12 protein-coding genes and 1 tRNA gene are annotated in these 12,975 nt (G+C 44.5%); 8 read left to right on the top strand and 5 right to left on the bottom strand.

The genetic code is table 11. The features are described from left to right. Nucleotides 1–22 precede the first annotated feature (22 nt). The 5 genes from VFC92_12500 (at nt 23) to VFC92_12480 (ending at nt 5,288) form a co-directional block, all read left to right on the top strand. A complete protein-coding gene (locus VFC92_12500) occupies nt 23–697 on the top strand; it encodes a hypothetical protein (GenBank protein HZK09001.1) in 675 nt (224 codons plus the stop codon). A 273-nt stretch (nt 698–970) separates the two neighbouring features. Beyond that, on the top strand, nt 971–1,801 hold the full coding sequence (locus VFC92_12495) for a polyphosphate polymerase domain-containing protein (protein ID HZK09000.1): 831 nt from the start codon (nt 971–973) through the stop codon (nt 1,799–1,801). After that, entirely contained in the window at nt 1,764–2,468 is a 705-nt protein-coding gene (locus VFC92_12490) for a DUF4956 domain-containing protein (GenBank protein ID HZK08999.1), read from the top strand. The genes VFC92_12495 and VFC92_12490 overlap by 38 nt, the downstream gene beginning before the upstream one ends. Nucleotides 2,469–2,503: 35 nt before the next feature. Continuing rightward, nucleotides 2,504–3,541, top strand: coding sequence for a hypothetical protein (locus VFC92_12485; GenBank protein HZK08998.1), 1,038 nt, complete (start codon nt 2,504–2,506; stop codon nt 3,539–3,541). Between the two features lie 115 nt (nt 3,542–3,656). Next, nucleotides 3,657–5,288, top strand: coding sequence for an ankyrin repeat domain-containing protein (locus VFC92_12480; GenBank protein HZK08997.1), 1,632 nt, complete (start codon nt 3,657–3,659; stop codon nt 5,286–5,288). A gap of 156 nt (nt 5,289–5,444) precedes the next feature. Here VFC92_12480 and VFC92_12475 read toward each other — a convergent pair whose 3' ends face one another. Next, entirely contained in the window at nt 5,445–6,047 is a 603-nt protein-coding gene (locus tag VFC92_12475; protein HZK08996.1) for an LON peptidase substrate-binding domain-containing protein, read from the bottom strand. 450 nt (nt 6,048–6,497) lie between these two features. Then, nucleotides 6,498–9,554: an aminotransferase class III-fold pyridoxal phosphate-dependent enzyme gene (locus VFC92_12470; protein ID HZK08995.1), complete on the bottom strand. Its 3,057-nt coding sequence runs from the start codon at nt 9,552–9,554 to the stop codon at nt 6,498–6,500. An 84-nt stretch (nt 9,555–9,638) separates the two neighbouring features. Between VFC92_12470 and VFC92_12465 the strand changes: the two genes are divergently transcribed. Continuing rightward, nucleotides 9,639–9,875 (top strand): hypothetical protein, encoded by a 237-nt coding sequence (locus VFC92_12465; protein HZK08994.1) that lies wholly within the window; start codon nt 9,639–9,641, stop codon nt 9,873–9,875. A 239-nt stretch (nt 9,876–10,114) separates the two neighbouring features. Here VFC92_12465 and VFC92_12460 read toward each other — a convergent pair whose 3' ends face one another. Both VFC92_12460 and arfB read right to left on the bottom strand, forming a co-directional pair. Next, nucleotides 10,115–10,342, bottom strand: coding sequence for a DUF3820 family protein (locus VFC92_12460; protein ID HZK08993.1), 228 nt, complete (start codon nt 10,340–10,342; stop codon nt 10,115–10,117). A gap of 35 nt (nt 10,343–10,377) precedes the next feature. Then, entirely contained in the window at nt 10,378–10,809 is a 432-nt protein-coding gene (gene arfB / locus VFC92_12455; protein HZK08992.1) for an alternative ribosome rescue aminoacyl-tRNA hydrolase ArfB, read from the bottom strand. A gap of 490 nt (nt 10,810–11,299) precedes the next feature. Here arfB and VFC92_12450 point away from each other — a divergent pair, with 490 nt between their 5' ends. Next, a complete protein-coding gene (locus tag VFC92_12450; GenBank protein ID HZK08991.1) occupies nt 11,300–11,539 on the top strand; it encodes a hypothetical protein in 240 nt (79 codons plus the stop codon). Between the two features lie 153 nt (nt 11,540–11,692). Continuing rightward, on the top strand, nt 11,693–12,778 hold the full coding sequence (locus tag VFC92_12445) for an LptF/LptG family permease (GenBank protein HZK08990.1): 1,086 nt from the start codon (nt 11,693–11,695) through the stop codon (nt 12,776–12,778). 89 nt (nt 12,779–12,867) lie between these two features. Here the strand turns inward: VFC92_12445 and VFC92_12440 are convergent. Continuing rightward, nucleotides 12,868–12,940: transfer RNA gene (locus tag VFC92_12440), tRNA-Lys, on the bottom strand. Nucleotides 12,941–12,975: the final 35 nt, after the last annotated feature.

Here is a 12,975-nt window from a genome sequence, read left to right as displayed (position 1 = left end):
ACTCATGATAATTATTAATACAATGAACGCAAGACATTATCGATTTTCGGGAACAGCGCTTCCTGTGAACGAAATCAGAAAAAGAAAAAACCGAGACATCGCTAGACAAGATTGCGGAATAGGCAATTTAAGATATCCCATCATCGACTGGGTAGCCTTTTGGCGGCAGCTTTACCGTGTCCTCAATCAGTTGCTGTCGGCTGCAGGAAAGCTCTTTGCCGCTTTATTTGCTTTTGTAATGATGCAGCTTGTCAATCTTAAGCGTTATTTAATGATGAAGGAGGAGCTTTTGGCGGAAGAATTTTACGAGGCGATGGACAGCTTTTTTGTGATGGATACTATGGCTGAACATCTTCTGGTGATCGAACCACTCCACCATCAAAATTCCACATCTTCCGGACAGCGATTGATACGCTTTTCTGTGGCAGCTCCCGAAAAAAATGTGCATTCTTTTAGTTTGACTGATGACTTTAATAAAAGTGCTGCAAAACCCAATATGCCAACCCATTGGACAAACGAAAATCATCTTGGGGAATTCAGATACCGACAAACGAAATCTTCAAAATTATGGTTTTGGAAAAGATGGTTTAAAAATTGGGCAGGCGTGCTTTACATTAATGATATCATGCATCTGTTTTTAAAAATCCAGCCAACAGCAGCGCATCCGAAAACGATCGCAGATTGTATGAATTGTTGAATTTGAGTTGCTGATAATCCCATCCCTGATTATTCACCACTAAATCTACATCCCCAGCCCTTCCTGTCGGCCGACAAGAAAGGGAACTCAATTTCATAGTATTAGCACCTGCGCCAAAAAGCATCGCTCTGCCTCGCAGATGAGCTCCCATCGCGCCATTAAGAAAGGGAGCGGGGGGTTAATTTGCTGTTAATTAAAACAGTTGACCGCCTCTCGCCATCAATTTTCTTTATTTTTGCCCACCTTATCAAAAAACATAACGAAACACACACGGTGAAACCTCCGGTAATAATTGACCAGTCTCAGCTTTTTGCTAATAGCCACCAGCAGGTGCAGGATTCTGCTGCACGTTTGCAGGCAATTACACTTGGCGAAATGGATCAGGTGAAGCTGCTCGACCGGTTTGATAGGAAATTTGTCTTCCCGTTGTTTGCTTTGCCCGACATCCTTTCGGAGGCTGCGCGCTGGTATCGCATTCTGGAAATTGACGGACACCGGATATTAGCTTATCAAAGCACCTATTACGATACACCGGACAGGGAGATGTATCTGGCGCACCACAATGGCAAGCTAAACCGCTACAAAGTGCGTCGACGCGAATACCTGACCACGGGGCAGGTTTTTTTTGAAATCAAATTTAAAAGCAACAAAAGCCGCACGATAAAAAAACGTATCCTCACTACCAATCACAACCCCGGACTAAACAAGGAGGAGCGTAAATTTTTGAAAAAGATCACATCATACAATCCCAGGGAGCTGCAGCCGGTTCTGAGCAACCGCTTCGAACGTATCACGCTGGTGCACCGCCACAACCACGAGCGGGCGACCATCGATATGAACCTGAGCTATACCCACAACGCATCAGATGTAAACCTTCTGCTGCCGGTGATTGCCGAGATAAAACAGGAAAAAGCTTCAGGTTTGTCCGATCTCGAAAAGATTTTGCGTAAGCATCGCATCCTGCCGTGCCCATTCAGCAAATATTGCGTTGGCACCGTGCTAACGCATCCAACCATCAAACATAACCGTTTTAAAGAGTTATTAATCAGGCAAAATAAAATGCATTATGATAACGCTATTGCTCCACTTTATCAGCGATCCTAAGCTTTTTGGGATCGATTTTTTTAATGGCCTCAGCTTTCTGACGATGGCCTTCAGGTTTTTTCTCAATCTGATTTTCACGATCATCATCGTGCGCTATATTTATTATGCCAACAATCGCCGCAAGGAATACCTTTTCACCTACATTCTCATCAGCATTAGCGTCTTCTTTTTGTCGCACTTGCTGCAAAACGTCGATCTGCAGCTGGGGGTTGCGCTGGGACTTTTCGCCTTGTTTGGCATCATCCGCTACCGCACCAATCCCATCCCCATCAAGGAGATGACCTATCTTTTTCTGGTGATCTGCATCTCGGTGATGAATGCCTTATCTGCAAAGGAGATCAGTTATGTGGAGCTGCTTTTTGCAAACATCATGCTGGCGCTGGTAACGGTGGTGATCGAATATTTTTGGAGCTACCGCCACGAGTCGAGCAAGACGATCATTTATGAGAAAATTGATTTGATAAAACCCCAAAACCAAAAGAAGTTTATCGAGGACCTGCAGAAGCGCACCGGGCTGAAGATAAACAGGGTTGAGATTGGTAGAATTGATTTCCTTCGCGACACGGCCGAGATCACCATCTATTATTTATGGGATAAAAATTCGACCAACTTCTTTGAGGGTGAATCGCTGGATAATTTTTCTTTTAAAGAAGAGGACGAAGATTAATGAGATTCTTACCTTTATTAAAACCTCTGAAAGGTTTGATTTTACTGTTGCTTGTCGCAATGGTTTCAACATCTTCGAAAGCGCAGGATTATAGCCAAGGCAATGCGGTCCCGCTTTTTTCGTCGCACGAAATGCTGCAGATTACCCTGCGCGGCGATCTAAAAACCATTATCGACGACATAGGGGAGGAGCGGCAGGAACATCCCGCTACGTTGCAGTATATCCAAAGCTCCGACACCGTAACGCTGGATGTGAAGATTTCGACGCGAGGCAACTTTCGCCGAAAGGCAGAAAATTGTACTTTTCCGCCGCTCCGTATCAACTTTAAAAAAAAACAGGTAAAGGGTACTTTGTTTGAAGAAATCAATAAAATAAAACTCGTTACCCAATGCCGGCGTAGCTCAGCAGACTACGAGCAATATGTGCTGGAGGAATATCTGATTTATCGTGTCTTTAATATTATCACTGATACAAGCTTTCGTGTAAGACCTGCGCTGATTACCTACATTGATGAAGGCCGTAAAAACAAAACATGGCATTGTTACTCCTTCTTTATCGAGCCCGACGGTGGTTTGGAGAACCGGCTGCAACTAACAGAGTCGAAGAAGCAATACCTGATGCAGGACAGCACACAGCTTCATTACGTGAGTCGCCTGGCGATCTTCGAATATCTTATCGGCAACACCGACTGGGCTGTCACCACGCTGCACAACATCAAGCTCTTTGCCGCCGACACTGCGCAGCCACCTTACGCCATTCCATACGATTTCGACTGGGCAGGTGTTATCAGCGCCGAATATGCCACGCCACAGCCACGATTCGACATCGAAAAAGTGAGCGACCGGCTTTTCCGCGGACAGTGCCGGACGATGGAAGAATACAAAGCAAATTTTGCATTTTTTAAATCTAAAAAATCAGAGATTTATGCTTTGTACGAAAATTTTGAACCTTTGCGCAACCGAAGGCGAAAGGAGACTTTAAACTATTACGACAAGTTTTATAAAATAATCGAAAACGACGCAATGATCAGGATTGAGTTCATCGACAGGTGTCTCGAAAAACATAAGCAATAGCTCACCTGATGAACATATCGTACATAAACAGAGTTATTTATCGATGTATTACAAATCAAATAAAGGATCAATCACATCTGCTGCTTTTGCTCATTTCCATTGGGGACTAACGAACATGCATAAATTCAGTTTTTTGTTTTTAATTCTTTTGCTTACGCTCACTTTGCCGGCTCAACAGGATAAGGCTTCGGAACGGGAGGTGCTAAAGTCGATCAGGAAAGGTTCGACGGAAACATTGGCTGCTTTCCTTGCTGATGGAGGCGATGTGAATGCAATCCTCGACGGACAGAAAAAAACACTGCTCAATTATTCTATCAAATACAAAAATTCGCCTGCAGTAAAGTTCCTGCTTGGAAATGATGTCAATGTTGATTTGATTTCTGATGGAAAAACTCCGCTTATGTTTGCTGTTAAAAGCCGCGATTGCCAGATGATGAATCTGCTGCTGCGCGCGGGTGCTGATATAGAGAGTACCGCAAAGAGAAAAAATACAGCGCTGATTTTTGCCGTCACAAACCGGAGCATGCCGTGCGTGCAGATGCTTGTCGAAAATGGTGCTGACGCTGGTTATAGAAACGCCAAAGGCTTGACCGCGCTGGATTATGCTAATTTAACTAACAATGTGCCGATGGCCGAATACCTGGTGCATGTGATCGAGATGCAAAATTATTACAACCAACTTCCGGCCTCTTTTGATGGGCCGCACATGGAATGGCTCAACGACAACTTTTTGCGGGTGTTTTACATGAAGTACGACACTACGATTCGTAATTTTTTGATCGAAGAAAAATTTGTGGAGGTTGTAGGCGACACGGTTCAGGTACAAGGTTTTTCGGGTGACACCGCAAATTATACCGTCACACGACACTTTGAAGCAGAGCCGGCAAGTTACAAAGATGTCGACAAAATATTGGCCTTTGGTGATGTGCATGGCAATTATCGGGCATTGGTAAATTTCATGAAACATCACGGAGTTATCGACAATGAGCTGCGGTGGATTTGGGGCTCCGGCCATGTGGTGATGATGGGCGATATTTTCGATCGCGGCGATGAGGTTACCGAAGCACTTTGGTTTCTGTATCAGCTCGATCAGCAGGCACATCACCAGGGCGGAAGAGTAAATACGTTGCTTGGCAACCACGAGGTGATGGTGATGCAAAACGACACACGCTACATCGATCGCAAATACGAGCTTTTTTCTAATTATTTTATGCGCGACTATGCCAGCTTCTACGACACAGCATCAGTGCTGGGGCGCTGGCTGCGTAGCCGCAACGCCGTCATTACTATCAACGATTTGCTGTTTTCACATGCCGGCATCTCTCCTGCAGTGCTCGAAAAGCAGATACCGCTGGCGAAAATCAATTCGGTGATCGAAGAGTATCTCAATACCGACCCCGATGAACCCAGTAGGGACGCAGACCTGATGAATCTGTTGCTCAACAGGGAGGGGCCACTTTGGTACAGAGGATACATGATGGATGGCGTTTTTGGCGACCTTATCAGCCAGGAATATGTAGAACGAGTGCTGCAATTTTATAACGTCGACAAAATCATCATTGCACACACCGAAGTAGAGCAAATGACTTCGCTGTATGATGGAAAGGTGTTTTTAATCGATATTCCTATCCGCGCCAGCGAAATGTTTTCCGAGGCTCTGCTGATAGAAAAAGGCAGGTTTTACAGGTTAAAAGGCAATGGGGAAAAAATCCCTTGCGACGTGAAATATGTCGAAAAGGAGGAGTGAAAAGGCTTCAGATCGTCAGCTCGCTGCGCTCGCGTTTTCGGGTTGTAAAGTTGTTCAGTTAACTGGTTGTAGAGATACTGGTGTGCTGGAGTTTAGATAATGAAATTTATTTGGGTTTTGTTCTTTGAGTTTTGGAATTTAATCAATGCAAAAACTCTAATTGAGATAAAACCGATATCCAACCTCTTCAAGCTTCTTGTTGATCATTAGCAAGAAATTTAGTTTTTCGATGAGAAGGTATTCACGTTCGTTGTGGCTTTTGGCTCTGATGAGCGCATATTTCTCTTCGATGTCGAGTGGAAGCTGGCCGGCAATTTCAAAAATTTGCTTTGGATTACCCATTATCTGTTTCGACTTATCCTGGTCTATCTCTTTGATCTGCTGTGTGTAATTACCAAAATGATCTGCAAGTTTAGCAGAAGCTTTTTTGTTAAATGTATCCATGAATTCTACGCTGCCGCCGCCGTAAAGTTTGCCGGGCAACTTTTCGAAAATGGAGTTGATTCGAAAAAGTCGCTCTCCACGCACCAGAACATCAAGCTCGCCGGTAGGGCTACAGGCCAGAATCTTGTGAACTTTCACCACGGAACCGTACTCGCAAATGGAATCCTTTTTTAGGTAAGGAATGCCAAAGGAGCCGCCGGTTTCATTCATCTCGTGGATGAGCTGTTTGTAGCGCGGTTCGAAAATATGCAGCGGCTGTACTTCGCCGGGAAATATAATAATGCTTATTGGAAACAAGGGGAAATTATCGACCATTCTAATAAAAGTTTTCTGTTGAGTGATTTTCAAAAGTTAATAACACAGCAATCATTAAATTGTTTCCTCATAAATCGCGACATTGCTATGATAAATCCTTGCAAATGAAGGTTGGTTGACTGCTTTGAAAAAATCAGCACTTTTGTAAATCATTTTTCAATAGGCTCCAAAGCAAACGCTGTTTTGTGCTAATAATTAAAAAGAAAAAACTACGTCACCTTCCCGAATCTGCTGGTGGTGGATGTGGGAGCGCTGGCGTCAGCAATCATTCAAAACAGTGATGGCAGGTCGTCATTTAATTGGCAATATCTAGTGCGGATTGCAAAGTTCACATCATAATATTTTCATGTGCCCGCTTTGTAGCAGCATTTCTGTAAACAGAATTTTTGAAGTTTATCTGGAGAAAAAGTTGTGAAGTTGTTGGTGTATCGGGGAGAAAATTGAGGTTTTTTATACCCGCATAAAATCTTCCCGTAGAACCACATCGAGATGTTCGAGCAGGAAGTCAGCATCCTTTTGCGAAAAGCAAATTGGGGGTTTTATTTTTAATACATTATTATCCGGCCCATCTACGCTCATCAATATGCCGCGCTGGCGCATCCGGTTGGCCAGATAGGCTGCCTGATCAGTCGCCGGTTTTAGCGTTGCTGAATTTTCGATGAGTTCAAAACCCAAAAACAATCCCGCGCCCCGCACATTGCCAATGATGGGAAACCTGCTTTGTAATGTTTTGAGATTATCGATGAGATGGTTGCCGGTGCCGAGGGCATTTTGTTGCAAATGTTCGTTTTTAATAACTTTGAGCACCGCGCTGCCTATGGCGCATGATACCGGATTGCCGCCAAACGTATTGAAATATTCCATGCCATTGGCGAAGGCATCTGCAATAGTCTGCGTGGTTACCACGGCTGCCAGCGGATGGCCATTGCCGAAAGGCTTGCCCACGGTCACAATATCAGGAATTACTTGCTGCTGCTCGAAAGCCCAGAAAGAATGGCCAACTCTTCCAAAGCCCGTCTGCACTTCGTCGGCAATGCAGAGGCCGCCGTTGCTACGCACCGCAGCGTATATTTCTGCAAGGTAACCTTGCGGCAGCACAATCTGTCCGCCACAACTCAGGATGCTCTCACCAATAAACCCGGCCACATCGCGTCCTTTGGTGTGAATCTGCTCCAGCAGTTTATGCACATATTGTGCGTAATCTTTACCTGCCGTTTCGCTTTCGCGAATGATGCCCCGAAAAACATCGGGCATCGGCAAAATGTGCGTGTGGTCGGGCGCTCCCTGGCCACCTTTGCCGTCAAACTTATAACTGCTCACATCGATGCATGCGCCGGTATTGCCATGGTAGCCCGTCTCGATGGCGATAATATCTTTCTGGTGAGTCAAAGTTTTGGCTATACGCAGTGCCAGTTCGTTGGCTTCGCTGCCTGAATTAACAAAGTAAACCACCGAAAAAGGTTTTGGGAATGTTTGTAATAATTCTTCGGCCAGTTGTATAATATTGCTGTGCAGGTAACGCGTGTTGGTGTTGAGTACCGCATTTTGCCGGCAGGCCGCCTCTGCCACCGCAGGATGTTCATGGCCTACGTGCGCCACATTGTTTACGGTGTCGAGATAGCGGCGGGCGGTGGCGTCGTAAAGATATTGCATATATCCACGACGGATGTGCAGCGGCTGGTCGTATGAAACACTCAGGCTCTTGCCCAAATGTTGTTGGCGCTTTTTTAAAATATCTAATTGAGAAATCTTGTCGCAATCATTACCAGGTAGCTTTTCAGCGATAAGCAATTGGGGATCGGGGCATAGGCTCAGCCATATTTCTTTTTCGTGCGCATAAGCCACGCCGGGGAAGTCGCCCCGCTTGCCGAGCATATCCAGCATCACCTGAAAGTGCAGGTGCGGCGGCCATCCACCATTGTCGTTATGATTCCCTATGGCAGCAAATTGCTCTCCTTTTCGGATGGTCATTCCTTCTGAAATATCTGTCAGCGAGCTTTTACTAAGATGACCATATAAAGTGTAAAATTTCAAATCATCGCCCGTTTTATGCTCCAAAATGATGGTGGCGCCATAATCGCGGTAATCTTTGTTATCAGCAAAGCTATGAACGATGGCGTGGTAAGGGGCACATACAGGCGTTTCGGCAGGCGTCCAGATATCCAGACCCAGATGCACGGTACGCCATTGCATGCCTTCGTTGCCGCGCGTTTGATAAGCATCGGTGGTATAGAAAGGACGCACTTCGCCATAGCCACCCATGCCGATGTCGGCCGCTTTGTCTTCGAGCAGACGGTGGAGCGTACGTTCAAAAGTGGCTTCATCTTTAAAGTTGGCATTGTTGCCCAGCTCCAGGCTGCCTATGCTCAGATCGACAGGCTTCACGATTTTGTTGTCGAAACGAATTACCGGCGCAAAGTCAGTCTTATTTTCAATAGCCCATTGTTTGAATGCATCAGCTTTTGGACAAGGATTCCAGCCACACGCTGCTCTGAATGTATAATGCGCAAACGTAGGCGGAATGTGCCACAGCTTTTTCAGCAAAGCTATGGCAGATTGATCGCTTATTTGCAAATAGGCATTCTCCGGCTCAATGTGTTTATTGTGCGCTGCCGTGGCAATTGTTATCAGCAGCCGTGCAGTGATAAGCGAGAAAAGCACCTCCACCTCCTTTTCTTCTAAAGGGAAAATGCTATGAAACCCTTTGATAACTTCTCTAGCAGCTTCCAGTGGATCGCGTTTGTCCATGCAGGCATAAGTACAAGCAATGGCCAGCTCGCTAATGGTTTGCGTATAAATGGCATCACCAAAATCGATTAACCCGATGATTTTGGGATTTTTAAAATCGGAGTTTACCAGCAGGTTGTGCTCGTGGGCATCGTTGTAGTTGACGCTCTGACGCAGTTTTGGTAGGAGGGGAGTAGTGGTTTTTTCAAATAAATCTACAAAATAATAGGCTGTCTCCTGCAATTCCTTGTCGGTGATAAACTTTAGAAACTCTTTCGAAGCCGGCATCTCAGCAGGATTCCATTTATACGACCGGTGGGCTGCCGGATGATCATACTCTTTCAGCACTTTGCACAGCCAGCCGCAGGTTCCGCCCCACTGGCGAAGCAAATCTGATGAGCGGGGATTGACGTCGCCGAGCATCCGACCCTCCAACCAACTTTGCAATCGTATATGATGCACACGTCCCTGATTGTTGGTAATTATTTCGCGAAAGCGGCCAGGTTTTGAAGCAATGGGTTTTGGGATTTCAAAAGGCAGGTTTTGATTATTCAGATGGTGCATCATATCAATCTGGAAATCAATCTGCTTTTCATCCGCATCAGCGCTGCTTATTTTTAATAAATAGGTATGATTGTCTTTATCCGTCAACCGAAGATTAAAATCTACCTCGCCCGGCAGTGGTTTTGCATCAGCTTTTATTTCGTAAAATTCCCTGACAAGTTTTTCAGCTTCAGCCTGTGTTATCATTATTTTATCAAATTTATTTTCAGTCATCATTTTCCAAGATTTCAATTTGGACAAAAGTAATAATCAGAATCATTGTAGAAAGTTGCGCAATGATTTGGAAAATGGAAAAATGGATTGGTTTTTTATCTCCAAAATAATTTTTACGATTCCAAATGCACTCCTTCTTTCTTTCCCGGTGGTCCCTGGGGATATGTTGATTTAAAAGAAATAATGGCAGATAAGAACCATCCTGAATACGAGGAAAATGCCGAATGGTTCGGTCTGGAGGAGGATGAAACATGGGATCCCAAGGAATTTGATTTAGAAGACGCTCAGAGTTTTTTGAAGGAATTGTATGGGACGGAGGAGTAAGCTTGGCGCATGGCGCAAGGCGCAGAAAGTAGGTGAGAAGAGAAAAGAGCAACCGGTAAAAAAGAGTTGGTGGATGATGGTATCGACGATCTTGAATTCTGACTCCACGGAAAGCCTTACTTTGTGGCGAATTCGGACGTTAATGTAAAGAATAATATTGTGATTGCTTAAAAAAAAGAACCATGGGTGAACGAAGCTTTGATTATACGTTTTTCAGGGGTAAATTTTGAAATTGGATCTTATCCTTTTTCAATAAGCGGCTTCAACAAATATTCCAACCCGTTGAGTTTTATTTCGTAGAGGGTGTTGAGTTGCATGCCCAGGCGCCCTTTGGGAAAACCTTTGCGATGATACCAAACCAGATAGGGTTCGGGGAGCCGGTAAAGCTTTACTCCTTTGTATTTGCCGAAAGGCATCTCCTCGGTGACGAGCTGTTGAAGGATATTTTCAGGCTGCGGGTCTTGCATGATGTTTATGTATTTCTTGTTTTATCTACGTTCGATTATCCTGTGGGAGGCGGCTTGCGAAGTTCTTTTTTCTGAGCTTGTCGTTGTTTTTCATCCAGACGTTTCTGCTTGTGCTCGCGCGACAACCGGAAACGTTTGCGTGCTTTCTGCGGAGCAAAGGCTTTTTGGAGCAGCAGGTAAAATTTCTCTGTTGCAATCTTTTTGTTCTCGGCCTGCGAGCGCGACTCCTGCGCAGCGATGATGAGGTCGCCATCAGCGCTGATTCGGTTTTTGAGTTTCTCGGTCAGCAGGGCTTTCAGTTCCGGCGAGAGTAGCAGCGAGTTGGCGACATTAAAACGCAGCTCAATGCGGGTGTTCACTTTATTCACGTTTTGGCCGCCCGGGCCGCTGCTGCGTGATGCCCTGAAAGTTAGTTCGCTGTCGAGGTTGATGATCATGGTGTTTCCTGCTATGATTTTGATTGGCAAAATTACATTTTTAGACTCATTCCCGATTCACTCTAAAAGCGAAAGGAGCTCTTCTACGGAAGGTTGGTACACGTTTTTCTAATCGAAATGTTTGGTTTGAGTTTTGCGATAATGGTTTTTGCGCAATGCCTTGCATATTAAGCACAGCCGCTGCAAGCCGGGTAAAGCAGAAAGCCCGCCTGGCCTCCCAAATAATTATCATAAAAGAAATTTCTTTTGTTTGAATATTGGGATTGATAAGTAAATGAATCTTATACTAAGGATGTTTTTTGGAAAAACCCGCTTGTGTTTAAATCATGTGTATTAAAATATTCTGCAACAATTGATTAGAGATTGGTCTGATGGGGCGCATTTGTCAAGATTTGCAATTTAGCATCTACAATTAAAACAGCGTGATTGTTCGACCGGTAAAAAAATTTCTTAAAATTTAAAGTCAACAATAAGTTTATCTGTTTTCTCTTATTACTTTTGCAAAAATTAAAAGCGACTAATGGCAAATTCAGAAACAGTACAGGTAACGGACGCCTTAAGAAAAGTGTTTACTTCAGCAAGCGACATTTACGTGGATACCGAAACCAAAGAGTGTGAAGCCAAAGTTTCGGTGGATGAGTTTAGAGGCGACATCACCGAGAGGCTTTTTGCTGACGGCGTAAAGTTTAAAGTAATCGACTTCTGGGATAACTACCCTTTTAAATACGTTTTGCAATACCGAACCAGCGACCAAGGCTAAAGCTCCTTTACAGTTTTCGCTTTTTGTAAATGTTACGGATGCTGCAGTAGGCCGCCGTAACATTATTAAAGGTCGGTAGCAGCATTTTTAATAATGCGCGTTTCCAGCAATTTGATATTTTAGCCCGATAATAGCAAGAATGAAAGAAGCACGATGAGACCTAAAGTTTTCGACATCTACATTATCAAGAAATTCCTGGGAACATTCTTTTATGCCATCGCCTTGCTATCCGTCATTATCATCATCTTCGATATTTCCGAAAAAATCGATGACTTTATCGAAAACGAAGCCCCGGTAGCAAAGATCATTTTCCAGTATTACGTTGTCTTTATTCCCGGCTTTATCAATATGTTCAGCTATCTTTTTACGTTTATTGCCGTCATCTTTTTTACTTCCAAGCTGGCCATGAACACCGAAATTATAGCCATCCTCAGCAGCGGTGTTAGTTTCAACAGGTTTCTTTATCCATTCATGCTTTCGGCTTTTCTGCTCACCATCATGTCGTTTTTGCTGGCCAACTTTGTTATCCCCGAAGCCAATGTGGTGATGCGTGATTTTAAGGATCAATACATAGAAAAACTCACCAAGAACAAGGATCTGAATATCCATATGCAAATATCGCCCGGAACCTATGTCTACGTCGAGTCGTTCAACTCCTCCAACAACACCGGGCAAAAGTTTTCGCTCGAGAAATTCGATAACCAGCAGGAGTTGACGTTTAAAATGAATGCCGACCGCATTGTTTACGACTCGATTACCGGCATGTGGCGGGCTACCAATTATTACATCAGAACCGTTGCTGATAATGCCGAAACGCTGCGACGAGGTGCTGCAATGGACACAGTGATTAACCTGGTGCCCAAAGATCTTTTTATTAAGAAAGAGGAATTTGAGGAGATGAATTATTTCCAGATCCGCGACTACATCAGCGAACAACAAATGAAAGGAAACCCGCGTATTGTCGATTATCAGGTGGAAAAGCACAAGCGCATCGCATTTCCTTTTGCCACATTGGTGATGACAGTCATAGGGGTTTCGTTGTCGTCGCGTAAAGTGCGTGGTGGCATAGGTTTGCATCTGGGCAGTGGCATTGCGCTGGCATTTTTATTTATTCTCATCATGCAGATTTCGTCAGTATTCGCCACCTCCGGCGACCTGACCCCCTGGCTGGCAGCCTGGCTGCCCAATATCCTTTTTGGCATCGTCGCCATTTATCTTTATTACAAACGTACGAGATAGAATAGCACGTGCTCCTGCCGTTTTTCACTAATAATTCCACAAAATTACAAATAAAAAAAGCCTGACTTGTTAAAAGTCAGGCTTTTAAGTGATCCAGCTGGGACTCGAACCCAGGGCCCACGGCTTAAAAGGCCGTTGCTCTACCGACTGAGCTACTGAATCGGTTACTTTTTTTTAGAAAGCGGCTGCAAAAGTAC

It is taken from the genome of Bacteroidales bacterium, from assembly GCA_035647615.1.
GTDB lineage: Bacteria > Bacteroidota > Bacteroidia > Bacteroidales > 4484-276 > SABY01.
The sequence above is the reverse complement of the archived record's forward strand: the minus strand, read 5'-3'. Positions and strand labels throughout refer to the sequence as shown.

Excerpts from the sequence above, each read along its gene's own strand:
- VFC92_12500 (HZK09001.1), top strand. The coding sequence starts at position 23 with ATGAACGCAAGACATTATCGATTTTCGGGAACAGCGCTTCCTGTGAAC.
- VFC92_12490 (HZK08999.1), top strand. The coding sequence starts at position 1,764 with ATGATAACGCTATTGCTCCACTTTATCAGCGATCCTAAGCTTTTTGGG.
- VFC92_12480 (HZK08997.1), top strand. The coding sequence starts at position 3,657 with ATGCATAAATTCAGTTTTTTGTTTTTAATTCTTTTGCTTACGCTCACT.
- VFC92_12475 (HZK08996.1), bottom strand. The coding sequence starts at position 6,047 with ATGGTCGATAATTTCCCCTTGTTTCCAATAAGCATTATTATATTTCCC.
- VFC92_12470 (HZK08995.1), bottom strand. The coding sequence starts at position 9,554 with ATGATGACTGAAAATAAATTTGATAAAATAATGATAACACAGGCTGAA.
- VFC92_12460 (HZK08993.1), bottom strand. The coding sequence starts at position 10,342 with ATGCAAGACCCGCAGCCTGAAAATATCCTTCAACAGCTCGTCACCGAG.
- VFC92_12450 (HZK08991.1), top strand. The coding sequence starts at position 11,300 with ATGGCAAATTCAGAAACAGTACAGGTAACGGACGCCTTAAGAAAAGTG.
- VFC92_12445 (HZK08990.1), top strand. The coding sequence starts at position 11,693 with ATGAGACCTAAAGTTTTCGACATCTACATTATCAAGAAATTCCTGGGA.